Source organism: Embleya sp. NPDC056575 (assembly GCF_042793325.1).
Taxonomy (GTDB): domain Bacteria; phylum Actinomycetota; class Actinomycetes; order Streptomycetales; family Streptomycetaceae; genus Embleya.
Map to the genome: position 1 here is coordinate 1 of NZ_JBHTVA010000045.1, position 17479 is coordinate 17479.

Consider the following 17479-nt stretch of genomic DNA (forward strand, 5'->3'; position numbering starts at 1 on the left):
GGCCCGCACCTTCCCACGAAGGTGCGGGCCCGCCGTTCGACCGATCAGACGTCCGAACGCGAGGCCCCCGAGGCCCCCGAGCCTCCCGAGGTCCCCGACGAGCCGGTGCCGCCGGCGCGGCCGGAGTCCTGCTGCGGCTCCAGCCGTTCGGCGAGCAGGTCGCGGATGTCGCGCAGGATCTCGACGTCGCTCAATTCCTTCTCGCCCGCGTGCCCGAGGGCCCGCTTGCGCCGCTCCAGCATGTGGTTCATCGGCAGCACGAGCAGGAAGTAGACCACCGCCGCGGTGATCACGAACGTCAGTGCCGCGCCGAGCACCGACCCCCACAACAACTGCACGCCGGTCGTCTCGCCCTTCGCGTCGACGCCGCACGGGCCCTTGATGCAGGTCGTGTAGCTGTCCAGGTTCTTGGTGCCCAGCGCACCCACGACCGGGTTGATCATCCCCTTCACGAACGCGTTCACGACCGCCGTGAACGCGGCGCCGATGACCACGGCCACGGCCAGGTCGACGACGTTTCCGCGCATGAGGAACTTCTTGAAGCCGCCCACTGCTTGATTCCCATCGATCTTGATCGGTCGAGGCTCGACCAGGCGTTCCGAGCGACGATCACCACCAACAGCGGTAATAATCGTAGTAATTGCGGAATAGCTGATGAAGCCGGACAACCCGCACGAGTCTGGTGTCATTCACGATCCGTCGCAACAACGCCGCTCAGAACCTGCGGATGGTGTACGTGAGTCCCGGGCCGGTCGCCGCGCCCGCGAGTTCGCTCGCCACGGCGCGGGGAACCTCGAGGATAACGAGCGCTCCGGACCCGGGCGCCCCGAACCCGGAATCGGTCGGGGGCGGCTTGGCCACCACCACGGCGCCGGCGGCGATCGGCCGTGCGGGGCCGGGGTGTTCGGGCGGTGGCGCGGCCAGCACGTCGATCCGGTCGCCGGGACGCAGTACGGCCACCGCGTCGGCGTCGGCGAAGCGCGCGGGCAGCGCGACCGGACCCGCGTCGGCCGGGCCGCCGGGCCGGGCCAACCGCACGTCGGTCACCGGCTCGCCGCGCCGCAGCGGACCGGTCAACGCGCCCCCCTCCGCCTGCCGGACCGCGCGCAGGACCCCCTCGGGGCGCAACGCCGTCGGCATCCGCACCAGGGCCAGGTCGGCGGGCCCGGGTGTGCTGCCCGCGGGCAGGTCCCGCGCGGCCACCAGGATCGGCGTGGTGGGCGCGGGCGCCGGCCGGACCGCCACGATCACCGCGAGCGCGGCGACCGACGCCGACAACGCGGCCAACCCGCGCCGATGCCGGGCCAACACGCGGCGCCACGGCGGCCGGGCGGGCACCCCCGGCGACCCGCGAAGGGCCGGTCCACCGGCCCGGCCCAACGACGGACCGGACGGCGATCCGAACGATCCCGAAGCGGACATCACACCTCCAACGCGCGCGGCGCACACGGTAGGGACGATGCGGCCCGACCCCCGTCGGAACCGGGGCGGGAAAACGAGGGCCGGGCCGCACCCCCACCGTGCCGCCCGCCGACCCGCCCGCACCGACCCGCCCGGACGCCTGTGGATCACCGCCCCCCTGTGGACAACGAATTCACCCACGTGAGCGACACGACTCCCCCCACCGGGCGACCGCCCCCGAACAGCACGAAGGCCGCCCCCCGATCGGGAGACGGCCTTCGAACACATCACACACGGCCGGACAGGCCGACCGCACGACACTCACCGACCGGCGAACCGGCTACGCCGGCCGCTCGACCTCCGCGGTGCCACAGCCGCACGTACGAGTCTTCGGCAACGCCGCCACCACGTCGAACAGCAGCGTGCGCAGCCGGTCGACGTTGGCCGCGAAGACCTTCATCACCTCGGCGTGGGTGACCCCCTCGCCCGCCTCGACACCCGCGTCGAGGTCGGTGACCAGCGCGATGGCCGTGCAGCAGAGTCCCAGTTCGCGCGCGAGCACCGCCTCGGGGTGCCCGGTCATGCCGACGATCGACCAGCCCTGGGCCGCGTACCACTTGGATTCGGCCCGAGTGGAGAAGCGCGGCCCCTCGATCACCACGAGCGTGCCGCCGTCCAGCGGCTCCCATCCCGAGGCGCGGGCGCCCGCGATGGCCACCGCGCGCCCGTCGGCGCAGTACGGGTCGGCGAACGTGGTGTGCACGACCGGCGGCACGCTGCCGTCGGCGAGCGGCAGCCCGTCGAAGAACGTCTGGGTGCGGCCGGAGGTGCGGTCGATCAGCTGATCGGGGATCACCAGCGTGCCCGGACCCAGTTCGGCCCGCAGACCGCCCGTCGCGCACGGCGCGAGCACCTGCGTGACCCCGACGGCCCGCAGCGCCCACAGGTTGGCGCGGTAGTTGATCCGGTGCGGCGGGATCGAGTGGTCGCGGCCGTGCCGGGGCAGGAACGCGACCCGACGGCCGGCCACCTCGCCCAAAAAGAGCGCGTCGCTGGGCGCGCCGTACGGCGTGTCCACCCGCACCTCGACCACGTCGTCCAGGAACGCGTAGAACCCGGAACCGCCGATCACACCGATCTCGGCCGGGGCCACCCCCGCCGGCAACACGCCGGTCGCCATCGCTCAGGCCGCCGTCGACGTCGTACCGGACGAGCCGGACGAGGACGACGACGTCGAGGACGTCGACGTCGAGGACGACGAAGACGAGGAGCCCTCCGAGGAGGACGAGGAGGACGAACCCGTCGAGGACGAGCCGGACGACGCGGCGGTCGCCGGCGTCGACGACGTGCTCGAGCCGCGGCTGTCGGTCCGGTAGAAGCCGGAGCCCTTGAACACGACGCCCACCGCCGAGAAGACCTTGCGCAGCCTGCCCTGGCAGGCGGGGCACACGGTCAGCGCGTCGTCCGTGAACTTCTGGACGGCCTCGAGGCCCTCGCCACAGGCGGTGCACTGGTACTGGTACGTCGGCACGGTCTGGTCCTCCTTCGACAGACAGGTCAGCTGGGTACTGGCACTCTCACCTGTCGAGTGCCAATGGTGCAGCATCCACCGGAGTTCCGTCCACCACGGTGGTGGTCGTCGGTGTAATGGGTGTCACATCGGCCTTCGGCTTCAGCAGCCGTTGCCCGGCCAGCACCACCAGGAAGCCGATGCCGGCCGAGGCCAGGGTGAGCGCGAAGCCGGCGCCCGAGCCGCGCGCGTCGGTGAGCATCCCGGAGAACGTCGAGCCGAGCGCGAGGCCGAGCCCGATCGCCCCGGTCAACCAGGTGAACGCCTCGGTCTTGGCCGCGGCCGGGACCAGCGTGTCGACGAGGGTGAAGCCGGTGATCAGCGTCGGTGCGATCGCCAGTCCACACAGCAACGCGACGGGCACCATGATTCCCACCGACGGGATGGCCCACAGCGGCGCGGTGCCGAGCGCGAGCAGCGCGAACATCACCACCATCCGGCGGTGCGCGGCCCGTCGCCAGGCGATCGCGCCGTAGACGGCTCCGGCGACCAGGCTGCCGCCCGCGAAGACCGCGTACAGCGCGCCCGCCAGGCCGGGCCGGCCCGCCTCCTCGGCGAACGCGGTGACCGAGACCTGCACGGTGCCGAAGACCCCGCCGATGCAGACGAACGCGACCACGAGCAGGCGTACCCCGCCGATCCGCAGCGCGGAGGTGTGCGGCGTGTCACCGGCCGTGCGGACCACCCGCCGGGGCGCGGTGCCGCGTTGTGCCGCGAACAACAACGACCCGAGCACGGTCAGCGCGGCCTCGACCACCAGGCCCGCCGCCGGGTGTACGCCGGTGGCCAGGAAGGTGGCCACCACCGGGCCGACCACGAAGGTGAACTCGTCGGTCACCGACTCGAACGCGAACGCGGTCGGCAGCAGCGGCGACCGCTCCAGGTGCGCCGCCCAGCGGGCCCGCACCATCGAGCCGATCTGCGGCACCGTCGCGCCGGAGAGCACCGCGGTCGTGAACAGCAGCCACAGCGGCGCCTCGGCGAGCGCGGCCACGATCAGCGCGGACACCGCCGCGCCGTGCAGCAGCGCGCCGGGCACGACCACCGCGGCCTGGCCGAAGCGGTCGGCGAGCCGGCCCGTCTGCGGGCCGACGAAGGCCAGCGCCACGGCGGCCGCGGCGGAGACAGCGCCCGCCGTGCCGTACGAGCCCGTGGTGTGTTTGACCAGCAGCACGATGCCCAGTCCGAGCATCGCGTAGGGCAGCCGCGCGATCAGCGCGGGAGCCAGGAATCGCCAGGCGGAGGGGGTCCGCAGCAGCGTGGAGTACGTGGAGATCATGCGCACCGCCCCCGGCGGGCGCGTGCGGCGGTCCGATGCGTGGGCATCGTGGGCATCGCGGGTTGTCGCTTCCTGCCACCTGGTGACGCACAGGGGAAACCCCGGTGCGCCGAGAGCTGTCCTCGAAAGCGTCCACCGGGGTAGATACCGAAGCGTTGTGCCTCGGCCGCCGTGCGGTCACGACGCCAGCCCTGCGTCAGGCAGAGTCGGTGTGTGCAGTGGGATCGGTGTCCGGGGCACCCTGGGGCGCCCCGCCGACGATCAACCATACGATTGTATCCCAGGCGCACCCGGTCCGGACCGACGGCGAGGCGGTGCGCCTCAGGTGTCGCCCTTGACCCCGAACCAGCCGGCGAGCTTGCCGCCCCGGCTGACCGCGCGCAGTCGGTCCTCCGTCTGGTCGCGCACCGTGTCGGTGGTCACCACGAGCAGGTCGTCGCCGCGCCGCAGCACGGTGGTCGGCTCGGGCACGAAGCTCCCGTCCTCGCGCACGATCAGGGTGACCGCGGCCCCGCGCGGCAGGCGCAACTCGCCGACCTCCACGCCGTGCATCCGCGAACCCGTCGGCACGTTCACCGACAGCAGGTGGCCGTGCAGCTTCTCCAGCGGCGCGGACTCCACGCCGAGGTCGGTCGGCTCGTCGGCGCCCGCGAAACCGGCCTTGCGCGCTATCCACGGCAGCGTCGGCCCCTGGACCAGGGTGAACACGACGACCAGCACGAAGGTGATGTTGAACAGCCGCTGGGCGTCGGGGATGTCCTTCACGATCGGGATGGTCGCCAGCACGATGGGCACCGCCCCGCGCAGTCCCGCCCAGGACAGGATCAGCTGCTCGCGCCACGGTATGCGGAACGGCGACGTGGTCACGATCACCGACAGCGGTCGGGCGACCAGCAGCAGGATGGTGCCGATCACCAGCGCCGGGACCACCGCGCTGCCCAACTCGTGCGGGGTGACCAGCAGTCCGAGCAGGACGAACAGCCCGATCTGGGCGATCCAGCCGAGCCCCTCGGCGAAGCCGCGCGTGGCCGGGCCGTGCGGGAGTTGCGAGTTGCCCAGGACCAGCGCGGTCAGGTAGACCGCGAGGAACCCGCTGCCGTGCGCCAACGCGCCGCCGGAGTAGGCCAGCACGCACAGCGCCATCACCGCGATCGGATACAGGCCCGAGGCCGGCAGCGCGACGTGGCGCAGGCCGAACGCGCCGAGCCGGCCGACCGCGAGGCCGACCGCCGCGCCTATCGTCAGCTCCAGGCCGATCTCGCCGAGGATCCTGTACCAGGGTTCGATGTGGCCCGTGTGGGCGAACGTGACCACCAGGATCACCACCGGCGCGTCGTTGAACCCGGATTCGGCCTCCAGCAACCCGGTCAACCGGTGCGGCAGCGGCAACTTGCGCAACACCGAGAAGACCGCGGCGGCGTCCGTGGAGGACACGATCGCGCCCATCAGGATCGCGGTCGACCAGTCCACGTCGAGCACGATCCTGGTGGCCAACGCGGTGATCGCGACGCTCACCCCGACCCCGACGGTGGACAACACCGCCGCGGCCGGCACCGACGGCCTGATCTCCTTCCAACTGGTGGCGATCCCGCCCTCCGCGAGGATCACTATCAGCGCGGCGTAGCCGAGCGTCTGGGTCAGTTCGGCGTTGTCGAAACCTATGCCGAGGCCGTCGGCCCCGATCACCATCCCGAGTCCGAGGTAGAGCAGCAGGCTCGGCAGCCCGGTGCGGGTCGCCAGCCGGACCGCTATCACGGCGGACAGCATGACGAGGGCACCCAGGAGCAGGACCTGGTTGAGCTCGGGCACGGACACGTGCGTCACCTCCGGCGGTCGTCGGTCCGGCCACCCCCCAGGCGGCCGCACGGAGTGCTTGAACATGAAGGCAGACGACGACGGGCGAAGCCGGCGTCGCGAATGCGCAGAGAATCAGCGGGCCTTGGGACGGGGGGGCCTGCCGCGCCGGCGAACCGGCGATCAATTACCTACGCCTGGCAAATATTTTACCAAAGCGAAGGATCCATACCCCACAGGGGTCCCGTCTCGTACCGGTGGCTGTGCTGTCGACGACACTCGGCTTTTAAGGTGTCCCTTGCCGCACCGACCGCATAAGGACCTTGATGCCTCCCTCGAAGACGCCCGACCCGGAGCAGCCCCCCGGTGGCCAGGACGCCTCATCCTCCGGGTGGGACGACTGGCCCACGGGCGAGTGGCCCACATCGCAGTGGGCCGCGGCGGATCCGGTCGCGGCCCAGCGGCGCGCGGAAGAACGCGCGGAGCGTGAGCGCCGGGCCGCGCCCGAGCCGTACGACGAACCCGAACCGTACGCCCCGCAAGAGCCAGAGCAAGAGCCCTACGTCCAGCCCGTCCCGCAGGAGCCGTACGCGCCGCGGCAGGACCCGTACCCGGCGCGGGAGCCCCACGCCGGGCAAGAGCCGTACGCCCCACCGGAGTCGCCCGCCCTCGGGCAGCCCCACCCGCCCCAGGAGCCATACGGGGAGCCGTACGCGGAGCCGGCCGCGGGGTCGGTCCCGCCGCCCGCCGCGGCGCCCGTACCGCCCGCGCCGCGCGCCGCCGAGCCACCGCCGCCCGGGCCCGCCCCCGCGCCGGTACCGGCACCGATCCCGGCACCCTCACCCGCACCCTCCGCCGTGACCGGCCCCACCGCCGAGCCCGCGCCCGAGGCCGCCGCGCCCGGTGCCCCGGCCGAGGCCGCCGGGCCCGCCGCCGGCGACACCGGCAAGGTCAAGGAACGATCGAACACCCCCAAGGGGCCGTCCAAGGCGTGGCGCCGGTTCCGGCTGACCGCCATCGTCTTCGTCGTGGTGCTCGCCATCGCGGCCGGCGGACTCGGCTGGTGGGGCTGGCAGTTGTCCCGCGACTCGTACCCGCAGACCAGTGGCACCGTGCGGATCGCGGGGCTGACCGGCAAGGTGGACGTGGTCCGCGACGCCCAGGGCATCCCGCAGGTGTACGCCGACACCTCCGAGGACCTGTTCCGGGGGCAGGGCTACGTACACGCCCAGGACCGGTTCTGGGAGATGGACGTACGCCGGCACATGACCGCGGGCCGGTTGTCCGAGATGTTCGGTTCCGGGCAGGTGGACAACGACAAGTTCCTGCGCACGCTCGGCTGGCGCAAGGTGGCCGAGCAGGAATACGCGGCACTGGCCCCGGAGTCGCAGAAGTTCCTCCAGGCCTACGCCGACGGGGTCAACGCCTATCTGAAGGATCACAAGGGCGCCGACGCGTCGTTCGAATACGCGCTGCTCGGCCTCGTGCACGACGGCTACAAGGCCGAGCCGTGGACCCCCGTCGACTCGGTCGCCTGGCTCAAGGCGATGGCGTGGGACCTGCGGACCAACATGCAGGACGAGATCGACCGCGCGCTGCTGTCCGACAAGCTGACGGTCAACCAGATCGACGAGCTGTACCCGCCGTACCCGTACGACACGAACAAGCCGATCGTGCGCAACGGCGACATCGTCAAGGACGGCAGGACCGAGCGCTTCGCCCAGGACGCGCCGCCGCCGGCGCCGTCCAAGAACGCGCAGTCCGCGCTGGCCAACCTCTCCGAGTCGTTGTCCAAGCTGCCCTCGCTGTTCAGCGAGAAATCGTCGGGCGTCGGCTCCAACTCGTGGGTGGTGGCCGGCAGTCGCACCACCACCGGCAAGCCGCTGCTCGCCAACGACCCGCACCTGTCGCCGTCGCTGCCGTCGGTCTGGTACCAGATGGGGCTGCACTGCCGCGCGGTCGGACCGCAGTGCCAGTACGACGTCTCCGGCTACACGTTCTCCGGCATGCCCGGCGTGATCATCGGCCACAACCAGAAGATCTCCTGGGGCTTCACCAACCTCGGCGCCGACGTGACCGACCTGTACCTGGAGAAGGTCCAGGGCGACGGCGTGCTCTACGACTCCAAGTGGGAGCCGTTCAAGGAGGTGCGCCAGGAGACCATCAAGGTCGCCGGCGGCGCCGATCGCCGGATCACCGTGCGCACCACCCGGCACGGACCGATCCTGACCGACGCCTCCGACGAGTCCGACGACCTGAAGGACGTCGGCAAGGACGCGCCGATCCCCGACCTGAGCCCCCAGCGCGAGGACGGCTACGCGGTCGCCCTGCGCTGGACCGCGCTCGACCCGGGCAGCTCGATGGACGCGCTCTTCCAACTGGACCGGGCGCAGAACTGGAACGACTTCCGCGCCGCGCTGAAGAACTTCGACGCGCCGTCGCAGAACGCCATCTACGCCGACGTCGAGGGCCACATCGGCTACCAGGCGCCCGGCAAGATCCCGCTGCGCCGCAGCGGCGACGGCCGGTGGCCGGTGTACGGGTGGGACTCGAAGTACGACTGGCTGGGCACCATCCCGTTCGAGTCGTTGCCGAACGTGTACGACCCGCAAGAGGGTTACATCGTCACCGCGAACAACGCGGTGACCTCGCCGGCGTACCCGTACCTGCTGACCTCCGACTGGGGGTACGGCGCCCGCAGCGCGCGGATCGAGGAGATGATCACCAAGGCGCCGGACAAGATCGATCCGGCGATGATGCAGAAGATGCAGGTCGACGACGTCAACCCGGTCGCGCAGTTCCTGGTCCCGGCCCTGCTCGCGGTGCGGATCGACGACCCGTGGGTGCGCGAGGCGCAGGACCTGCTCAAGGACTGGAACAAGCGCAACGACGCCGACTCCACGGCCGCGGCGTACTTCAACGCGGTGTGGCGTCAGGTGCTGATGCTCGCGTTCGGCGACAAGATGCCGTTCTCGGTCCGGGCCGACAACGACTGCGCCAGCAACGCGGACAACACGCACGTGCAGTGCGGTGACCGGGACGACTCGACCGCGCAGCCCGACGGCGGCGACCGGTGGAACGAGGTCGTACGCACACTGCTGGCCACCCCGGAGAGCCCGTGGTGGAACATCTCCAAGAACCCGGGCGCGATCACCACCCGTGACGGGCTGCTGCACAAGGCGATGACCGAGGCGAAGAAGGACCTCACCGCCCGGCTCGGCAAGAACATGGACACCTGGTCGTGGGGCCGGCTGCACACGCTGACCCTGCGCAACCAGACCCTGGGTACCGAGGGCCCGGGCGTGGTCAAGTGGATGCTCAACCGGGGGCCGTACCCGATGTCCGGCGGCGAGGGGCTGGTCAACGCCACCGGCTGGAACGCCGCGCAGGGCTACGAGGTGACCACCGTGCCGTCGATGCGGATGGTGGTGGACATGTCCGACCTGGACGCGTCCCGGTGGATCAACCTGACCGGCGCCTCCGGGCATGTGTGGCACGACAACTACACCGATCAGACCGACCTGTGGCGCAAGGGCAAGACGCTGCCGTGGGCGTTCACGCCGGCGGCGGTGGACAAGGCGGCCAAGCACCGGCTGACCCTGCTCCCGGCCGGTCCGGCGGCGCCGGGCAAGCCGTGAGGGGCGCCCGCGGCGGTGCTACCGGGTGAACCGGTACACCGCCGCGGGCGTCACCGCGATGTCCACGGGCACGTCGTGCGGCTCGGCCGGCACCCGGTCGAGCACCTCGTCGTCGTAGAGCAGCACCACGGTGACCGCCGCCTCCGGCACCCGGGCCAGCGCCCGGTCGTAGGAGCCGCCGCCGCGCCCCAGCCGCATCCCCCGGCGATCCACCGCGAGCCCGGGCACCACCAGCACGTCGGCGGTGCGCACCGCCTCCGGGCCGAGCCGCGGCCCGATCGGCTCGCGCAGCCCGCGACCGGCCGGCACCAGCGACGCCGGCCCCTCGTACAGCGCCCAGTCCAGGTCGTTGTCGGCCAGCAGCACCGGCAGCAGCACACGCCGGGTCGCCCCGGCGGCCAGGTCCTCGGCCAGATCCCGCCCGCCCGGCTCGGAGCCCACCGGCACATACGCCGCGACGGTGCCCGCGGCGGCGATCTCGGGGAGCGCGAGGAGCGCGCCCCGGAGCGCGCGACTCGCCGCGACACGCCGGTCCGACCCGGCGTGTGACCGTGAGTTCATCAACTGTGACCTCAGTGTGGCCTTGTCGTTGAGGATGTCCTTCATGCTGTTCCCTGAATGACGTGTTTGGACGGGTTACCGAAGGAGTCCGCGCAATCGACACAGTTCGCGCCATCGCACCGGACCCGGATCCCGCATGAGCCTGACTTTCGAACGCCTCCTGATCATCCTGCTCGTCGGCGCGCTCGCGGTCGCGGTCGGCTCGCTGGCGGTCGCCGTACGCCGGTTGCGCGCGATCGCCGGCAACGAACTGCCCGAACTGCGGCACGAGGTCACCCGATTGGAGCTGAACCGGGCCGAATTGGAGCGGCTGTCGGTCACCGATCCGCTGACCGGCGTGTGGAACTACCGCTATCTGCAACTCGTGCTGGACCGCGAGGTGATGCGGGCGACCCGGTTCGGTCGGCCGCTGGGGCTGCTCATGCTCGACCTCGACCACTTCCGCGCGGTCAACGAGCGGCACGGCCACCAGGGCGCGGGCGCGGTGTTGCGCGAGGTGGCCCAGCGGCTGGCCCTGGAGATCCGCCAGGTGGACACCATCGCCCGGTACGGAGGCGAGGAGTTCGTGATCCTGCTGCCCGAGACCGACGCGGCCGGGGCGGCCAAGGTGGCGGAGCGACTGTGCTACGCCGTACGCCGGGGCACGTTCGGCGCGGCGACCGACCCGGTCCCGCTGACCATGGCGATCGGCACCGCCGTGCTGCCCGAGGACGGCACCCACGCCACGACCCTGCTGCGCGCCGCCGACCGCGCGCTGGCCCGGGCCAAGCGGGCGGGCGGCGACCGGTTCTGCGGCCCGGACCCGGCCGAGACCGGGCCGGCGGCCGACAACCGGCCAATCGCCGGGCTTCATGGCACCCCCGGCGACCTCACCCGTTAGTGTGCGGGCATGTCTGCGCGTCATGCGTTCCGGCTCACCAAGGCGGTCGTGCCCGCCGCCGGCCTCGGTACCCGGTTCCTGCCGGCGACCAAGGCCACGCCCAAGGAGATGTTGCCGGTCGTGGACACGCCGGCCATCCAGTACGTGGTCGAGGAGGCCGTCGCGGCCGGGCTCACCGACGTACTGATGATCACCGGGCGCAACAAGCGCGCCCTGGAGGACCACTTCGACCGGGCCTACGAACTCGAACACGCGCTGGCCGCCAAGGGGGACGTGGACCGGCTCAAGCTGGTCCGCGAGTCGAGCGAGTTGGCCGCGATCCACTACGTGCGCCAGGGCGACCCGCGCGGTCTCGGGCACGCGGTGTCCTGCGCCCGGCCGCACGTGGGCGACGAGCCGTTCGCGGTGCTGCTGGGCGACGACCTGATCGACCCGCGCGATCCGCTGCTCGCCACGATGCTTCGGGTGCGCGGCGAACTCGGCGGCAGCGTCGTGGCGTTGATCGAGGTCGACCCGGCGCAGGTGCATCTGTACGGCTGTGCGGCGGTGGAACCCCTGCCCGAGGGCGTCTCCGAGCCCGGCGTGGTGCGGGTGACCGACCTGGTGGAGAAGCCGGAGACCGGGACCGCGCCGAGCAACTACGCGGTGATCGGCCGCTATCTGCTGGACCCGGCGGTGTTCGACGTGCTGGAGCACACCCCGCCCGGTCGGGGCGGCGAGATCCAGTTGACCGACGCCCTGCGGGTGCTCGCGAAGCGCGGGCCGAACGAGGGCGGCACCGTGCACGGCGTGCTGTTCGAAGGGCGCCGCTACGACACGGGGGACCGGGCCGACTATCTGCGTGCCATCGTGAAGCTGGCATGCGAGCGTGAAGACCTGGGGCCCGAATTCCGGGCCTGGTTGAGGCAGTACGTGAACGAGGAGATGCACGGATGAAAAGCGTCGAGGACCATCTGAGCGGGATCCTCGAACGGATCGCCCCGCTCGCCCCCCTCGAACTGCAACTGCTCGACGCGCACGGCAGTCTCCTGGTCGACGAGGTGGCCGCCACCGGCGACCTGCCGCCGTTCGACAACTCGTCGATGGACGGCTACGCGGTGCGGCTGGCCGATGTCGCGGACGCGGGCGAGCAGTACCCGGTGGTGCTCGAGGTGGTGGACGACATCGCCGCCGGCGACACCCCGAAGGTCGCGCTCGGATCGGGCACGTGCGCGCGGATCATGACCGGTGCGCCGGTGCCGGAGGGCACCGAGGCGATCGTGCCGGTGGAGTGGACCGACGCGGGGTTGCCGACCGTGCGGATCACGAAGGCGCCGTCGAGCGGGCAGTTCATCCGGCGGCGGGGCGACGACGTGTCGGCGGGGCAGACCGTGCTGGACGCCGGGACCACGATCGGCTCCGCCCAGGTCGGCCTGCTCGCCGCGATCGGCCGGGAGCGGATCCGGGTCCGGCCCAGGCCGCGCGTGGTGATCCTGTCCACCGGCAGCGAGCTGATCCAGCCCGGCCGGCCGATCGGCCCCGGGCAGATCCGCGACTCGAACAGCTACATGCTCACCGCCGCCGCGCGCGAGGCCGGCGCGATCGCGTACCGCGTCGGCAACGTGCCCGACGACCCCAAGGTGCTGATCGACACGATCGAGGACCAGCTGATCCGCGCGGACCTGGTGGTCACCACCGGCGGGGTCAGCGCGGGCGCCTACGACGTGGTCAAGGAAGTGTTGTCCGAGCTGGGCACGGTCGAGTTCGGCAAGGTCGCGATGCAGCCGGGGATGCCGCAGGGCTTCGGGGTGATCGGCCCCGACGAGACGCCGATCTTCACCCTCCCGGGCAATCCGGTCAGCGCCTTCGTGTCCTTCGAGGTGTTCGTTCGGCCGGCGCTGCTGCGGATGCAGGGGGCCGCGGTCACCGAGCGCCCGACCGTGCGGGCGACCTGTTCGACGGCGCTGACCTCACCCGGCGGCAAGCGCCGGTTCCTGCGCGCCCGGTACACCCCGCCGGTCGACGGCGTGGGTGAGGGCACCGTCGATCCGGTCGGCGGCACCGGCTCCCACCTGCTCGGCAGCCTCGCCCGGGCGAACGCGCTGATCAGCCTTCCCGCAGAGGTCACCGCGGTGGCCGAGGGCGCCGAGGTGTCCGTGATGCTGCTCGGCTGAGCGGGGCGGCGGCGCCCGGGCCCGGGCGCCGCGATCTTGATCCGGGCGGGCCCGTGCATGCGGGGCGCCCGGTTGTGCCTCTAACGTTGCCCCGACATGAAACGCCGGTTCGACGCACACGGAAGTCGGACACGGACGGCACTTCGACGCCCACCGCAACGGGGGGCTCACCGTATGGGGTGGACAGTTGACGCGCGGCGCCAGGAAGCTCACGCACCTCGACGAGGCCGGCGCGGCCCGCATGGTGGACGTCACGGCCAAGGACGTCTCGGTCCGCACGGGCACCGCGTCGGGCCGGGTGCTCGTGTCGCCGCGGGTGGTCGAACTCCTGCGCGGCGAGGGCGTACCCAAGGGTGACGCGCTGGCCACCGCCCGGATCGCGGGCATCATGGCGGCCAAGCGCACCCCCGACCTGGTACCGCTGTGCCACCCGATCGCGCTGCACGGCGTCGCGGTGGATCTGTCGGTGCACGACGACGCGGTGGCGATCACCGCGACCGTGCGCACCGCCGACCGCACCGGTGTCGAGATGGAGGCGCTGACGGCGGTCTCCGTGGCGGCGCTGACGGTGGTGGACATGGTCAAGGCGGTGGACCCGGGCGCGGTGATCACCGACGTACGGGTCGAGGCGAAGACGGGCGGAGTCTCCGGGGACTGGCAGCGGGACCCGGGGGCAGGGGCCACACAACGGGACGGAGGGCAAGTCTGATGCGAGCCATGGTGATCACCGTGTCCACGCGCGCGGCGGCCGGGACCTACCAGGACGAGAGCGGCCCGGTGATCGTGCGCGGGCTGCAACAGATGGGCTTCGAGACGCGCGGGCCGCAGATCGTGCCGGACGGCGAGCCGGTCGCCCAGGCGCTGCGCGACGCGTGCGCGGGTCACTACGACGTGATCATCACCACCGGGGGGACCGGGCTCAACCCGTTCGACCAGACCCCGCAGATGACCAGTCGGGTGATCAGCTTCGAGGTGCCGGGCATCGCCGAGGCGATCCGGATGGAGAACTTCGACAAGGTGCCGACCTCGATCCTGTCGCGCGGCATCGCCGGCGTCGCGATCACCCAGGACTCGCACTGGACCTACCGCAGCCTGATCGTCAACCTGCCCGGCTCGCCGGGCGGCGCGCAGGACGGGATCACGGTGCTGGCGAAGGTGTTGCCGCACGTGGTGTCCCAACTCCAGGGCGGCGACCACGCGCGCGGCGGCGGTTTCGGCGGCGGAGGCGGTGGTGGCGGGTTCGGCGGCGGGCCGCAGCAGGCTCCGCCCGGCGGCGGATACCAGGGCGGCTACGGCGCGGGCGGCGGCTACCAGGGTGGCGGCGGCGGGGGCGGCTACCAGGGCGGCGGGGGCTACGGAGGGGCGCAGCAGCCGCCATGGGGCACGCGCTGACCCGCGGCTGGCCCGTGGAACTCGCCGAGGGCCGGGTGACGCTGCGGCCGATCCGGGCCCGGGACGCGGCCGCCTGGCAGGAGGTGCACACCCGCAATCGCGAGTGGCTGCGCCGCTGGGAGGCGACCGTGCCGCCGGGGTCGGCGGCCGGGCGGCGGCCGACCTTTCGGCAGATGGTCCGCTTCCTGCGGGCCGAGGCCGGCGCGGGGCGGATGTTGCCGTTCGTGGTGCTGTACGACGGGCAGTTGGTCGGCCAGGTCACCGTCGCCGGGATCACGTGGGGATCGATGTGCTCGGCGCACGTCGGCTACTGGGTCGACGAGCGCGTCGCCGGGCTCGGCGTGATGCCGACCGCCGTCGCGCTGGTCTCCGACCACTGCTTCTTCCGGCTCGGGGTGCATCGCCTGGAGGTGTGCATCCGGCCGGAGAACCGGGCCAGTCGGCGGGTGGTGGACAAGCTGGGATTCCGCGAGGAGGGCCTGCGCCCGCGCTACCTGCACATCGACGGCGACTGGCGGGACCACCTGGCCTACGCGCTGAACGCCGAGGAGGTCCCGGAGGGGCTGTTGATGCGGTGGCGCGCCTATCGGGAGAGCCGGGGGTTCACCTGGTAGTCGCCGCCGCCTTCGGAATCTCTTCGATGTCGATCCCGCCATATCGACACATCGATCTCGCGATTTCGCTACTCTCCCGGAGATATGAGCGGTGTCACCTCGGCAGACCCCGGAGCCTCCGGGGGCACGGCTGCCCGGTCGGCCTCGGGGGTCTCGGCGACCCCGAACGATCCGGTCGCCTCGATGGCCCCGGTAGTCACATCCGTCACATGGGCATCAGAACGGATCGCACGACACACCGTGCCTAATCCGACGATGCGGTGCCCATCCGGCTTAGCGTGTGAAGCGTGAACGGCAGCGGCCTGATCTACGCAGCGATCGTGGGGGCCTGGGCTGCCTATCTGGTGCCCATGTGGCTTCGCCGACAGGACGAGCTGAACGAGGCCCGGCCGACCGAGCGTTTCACCACCGCGATCCGGATCCTGTCCCGGCGCGGCGCCTTCGAGCGGCGTTCGGCGCGGGCGCTGGCCGAAAAGAGCGGTACGGAGGGCGCCGAGCGTCGCGCCGCCGGCGAGTCCGGGCGCGGGCGGCGGCCGTCGGGGACGGCGGGCGCGGGACCGGGTGCCGGGGCGCAGGCTTCGAGTGCGCAGGCTTCGGTGCAGGCTTCCGGCGGGCAGTCCTCGGGTGGCCGGCCCTCGGGTGGCCAGTCGTCGGTGCCGCAGCAGGCGGCCGGGCCGGGTGTCGGGTCCGCCGCCGCGGCCAACGGCAAGGCCGGCGGTACGGGCAAGCGCCCCGCCGTGCCGGTGCGTCGGGACGAGGGGCGCGCCGCGCTGCTCACCCGTCGCCGCCGGGTGATCGCGAGCCTGTTCGCCGGCTTCACCGCCGGCGCGATCCTGGCCGGCGTGGCCGGCCTCGCCTGGGTGTGGCTGCCCGCCGTGCCCGGCGTGTTGTTGTCGGCGTACATCGTGCATCTGCGGGTCCAGGAGCGCCGCCGCTACGAGGCGGGGCTGCGCCGACTGGGCCGACCGGCGGGCAAGCCGGGCGCGCCGGCCGACGCCGGCGCGGCGAACGAGGCGCGGGTCCGGGCAGCCCGGACGCGTGAGGCCGCCGACGGCGCGACGGCGGATCCCCGGCCCGCGGCGCCGCCGACGGGTGGCGAGGGCCGGCAGGTCCGTACCCCGCGTTCGGGCTCCGGTGCGCCGGGTGCGTCCGGCCCCGCGGGAGCGGGCGGCGCCGCCGGCCCGGCCGGCTCGGCCCGGGGTCGACGCGAACGTGCGGCGGAGGAGCCCGCGCTGGCCGAGTGGATCGCCGAACTCGCCACCGGTGACGGCCCCGACCGGGACGCGTGGGACCCGGTCCCCGTCCCGCTGCCCACCTACGTGACGGCCCCGGTCGTCCCGCGCGGCGACACCGAACAGGAACCGGAGCGCCCGCAGATCCACGCCGTCCCGGACCCGCAACCGGCCGAGGCACTGCGCCCGCCCACCCCGTTGTTCGACCAATACGCCGAGGACACCCGCACCGGCTACGGCGCCTCCGTCGACTCCCTTCCGCTCTACGAACACGAGTGGCGCCGAGCCGGCAACGAGTGAATACCCGTGCACGAGCAGGCTCGGGGAGGTGGTAATGTTTCTCCTCGTTGGGCCTGTGGCGCAGTCTGGTAGCGCACCTCGTTCGCATCGAGGGGGTCTGGGGTTCAAATCCCCACAGGTCCACACATCACGAAAGCCCCGCCGAACTCCGGCGGGGCTTTCGGTGCACGTGCGCTCTGTGTCGGTGGCTGGCCCGGTCCTCTACGGTCTGTTCGACGGCTCAGGACCCCCCAGTGTCCATGCAGGTGGACTCTGCTCGGCAGTGCGAAGGAACCTGTCCACGTCGAACTCGTGGTCGGCAAGGCGCTGCCTGGCCGCATCCAGGTGCTCCTCGTCGAAGAGGCTTCGATACCAGGGGAGCAAACTCCACGCCTCCACGCTTATGTCCAGTCGCTGGAGTTCCCACAGCGCGGTGAAGCCCTCCGAAGTGCCCCCAGCCGCACCGAGTAACTGTCGGGCCGTTTCGACCGCACCCAACCTGCTCACCATTGTCATGAATCTTTTTGCTCGGTAGTCACCTTTGCGGCCGAGGGCGGTGAAACCTTCGGTCACGTCACGATGGAAGTGGCGCTCTGCGTCGGTCTGCATCGTTTGCCTGTCGCTCCTATCGAATATTTCCGGGTCGATGGTCATCTTCCCGTTCGAACGCAGGGGCTTCATTGAGG

The 17479-nt window shown here is 72.0% G+C and carries 16 protein-coding genes and 1 tRNA gene; 9 read left to right on the top strand and 8 right to left on the bottom strand.

All coding sequences use genetic code 11. The features are described 5' to 3' along the window. Positions 1-44: 44 nt before the first annotated feature. From ACFRCG_RS30760 to ACFRCG_RS30785, 6 genes are all read right to left on the bottom strand, one after another. Positions 45-527: an MscL family protein gene (locus ACFRCG_RS30760; protein ID WP_380037446.1), complete on the bottom strand. Its 483-nt coding sequence runs from the start codon at positions 525-527 to the stop codon at positions 45-47. Positions 528-714: 187 nt separating this feature from the next. Next, positions 715-1422, bottom strand: a complete 708-nt coding sequence (locus ACFRCG_RS30765; RefSeq protein ID WP_380037448.1) for an SAF domain-containing protein — start codon at positions 1420-1422, stop codon at positions 715-717. A 319-nt stretch (positions 1423-1741) separates the two neighbouring features. Next, positions 1742-2581: an S-methyl-5'-thioadenosine phosphorylase gene (locus ACFRCG_RS30770; RefSeq protein ID WP_380037450.1), complete on the bottom strand. Its 840-nt coding sequence runs from the start codon at positions 2579-2581 to the stop codon at positions 1742-1744. Between the two features lie 3 nt (positions 2582-2584). Further along, positions 2585-2932: an FmdB family zinc ribbon protein gene (locus tag ACFRCG_RS30775; protein WP_380037452.1), complete on the bottom strand. Its 348-nt coding sequence runs from the start codon at positions 2930-2932 to the stop codon at positions 2585-2587. Between the two features lie 46 nt (positions 2933-2978). Further along, a complete protein-coding gene (locus ACFRCG_RS30780; RefSeq protein WP_380037454.1) occupies positions 2979-4250 on the bottom strand; it encodes an MFS transporter in 1272 nt (423 codons plus the stop codon). Positions 4251-4571: 321 nt separating this feature from the next. Continuing rightward, positions 4572-6131: a potassium/proton antiporter gene (locus ACFRCG_RS30785; protein ID WP_380037456.1), complete on the bottom strand. Its 1560-nt coding sequence runs from the start codon at positions 6129-6131 to the stop codon at positions 4572-4574. A gap of 239 nt (positions 6132-6370) precedes the next feature. Between ACFRCG_RS30785 and ACFRCG_RS30790 the strand changes: the two genes are divergently transcribed. Further along, entirely contained in the window at positions 6371-9682 is a 3312-nt protein-coding gene (locus ACFRCG_RS30790) for a penicillin acylase family protein (RefSeq protein ID WP_380037458.1), read from the top strand. A gap of 18 nt (positions 9683-9700) precedes the next feature. Here ACFRCG_RS30790 and ACFRCG_RS30795 read toward each other — a convergent pair whose 3' ends face one another. After that, complete coding sequence (locus tag ACFRCG_RS30795; protein WP_380037461.1) at positions 9701-10288, bottom strand: 5-formyltetrahydrofolate cyclo-ligase; 588 nt, start codon at positions 10286-10288, stop codon at positions 9701-9703. A 91-nt stretch (positions 10289-10379) separates the two neighbouring features. On the opposite strand from ACFRCG_RS30795, the gene ACFRCG_RS30800 reads away from it, so the two are divergent. The 8 genes from ACFRCG_RS30800 (at position 10380) to ACFRCG_RS30835 (ending at position 16937) form a co-directional block, all read left to right on the top strand. Then, positions 10380-11123 (top strand): GGDEF domain-containing protein, encoded by a 744-nt coding sequence (locus ACFRCG_RS30800; RefSeq protein WP_380037463.1) that lies wholly within the window; start codon positions 10380-10382, stop codon positions 11121-11123. 9 nt (positions 11124-11132) lie between these two features. Then, the gene (locus ACFRCG_RS30805) at positions 11133-12059 is read left to right on the top strand and encodes a UTP--glucose-1-phosphate uridylyltransferase (RefSeq protein WP_380037465.1); all 927 of its coding nucleotides are present in this window, start codon (positions 11133-11135) and stop codon (positions 12057-12059) included. Beyond that, positions 12056-13276: a gephyrin-like molybdotransferase Glp gene (glp, locus tag ACFRCG_RS30810; RefSeq protein ID WP_380037467.1), complete on the top strand. Its 1221-nt coding sequence runs from the start codon at positions 12056-12058 to the stop codon at positions 13274-13276. The genes ACFRCG_RS30805 and glp overlap by 4 nt, the downstream gene beginning before the upstream one ends. Positions 13277-13517: 241 nt before the next feature. Next, positions 13518-13985, top strand: coding sequence for a cyclic pyranopterin monophosphate synthase MoaC (gene moaC / locus ACFRCG_RS30815; RefSeq protein ID WP_235618915.1), 468 nt, complete (start codon positions 13518-13520; stop codon positions 13983-13985). Positions 13986-13993: 8 nt separating this feature from the next. Further along, positions 13994-14668: a molybdenum cofactor biosynthesis protein B gene (locus tag ACFRCG_RS30820; protein WP_380037469.1), complete on the top strand. Its 675-nt coding sequence runs from the start codon at positions 13994-13996 to the stop codon at positions 14666-14668. Then, a complete protein-coding gene (locus ACFRCG_RS30825) occupies positions 14653-15282 on the top strand; it encodes a GNAT family N-acetyltransferase (protein ID WP_380009184.1) in 630 nt (209 codons plus the stop codon). Before ACFRCG_RS30820 ends, ACFRCG_RS30825 begins: the two co-directional genes overlap by 16 nt. A 287-nt stretch (positions 15283-15569) precedes the next feature. Then, the gene (locus tag ACFRCG_RS30830) at positions 15570-16814 is read left to right on the top strand and encodes a hypothetical protein (RefSeq protein ID WP_380037471.1); all 1245 of its coding nucleotides are present in this window, start codon (positions 15570-15572) and stop codon (positions 16812-16814) included. A 49-nt stretch (positions 16815-16863) separates the two neighbouring features. After that, positions 16864-16937: transfer RNA gene (locus ACFRCG_RS30835), tRNA-Ala, on the top strand. Positions 16938-17015: 78 nt separating this feature from the next. On the opposite strand, the gene ACFRCG_RS30840 is transcribed toward ACFRCG_RS30835, so the two are convergent. Next, a complete protein-coding gene (locus ACFRCG_RS30840) occupies positions 17016-17474 on the bottom strand; it encodes a hypothetical protein (RefSeq protein WP_380037473.1) in 459 nt (152 codons plus the stop codon). Between the last annotated feature and the right edge of the window lie 5 nt (positions 17475-17479).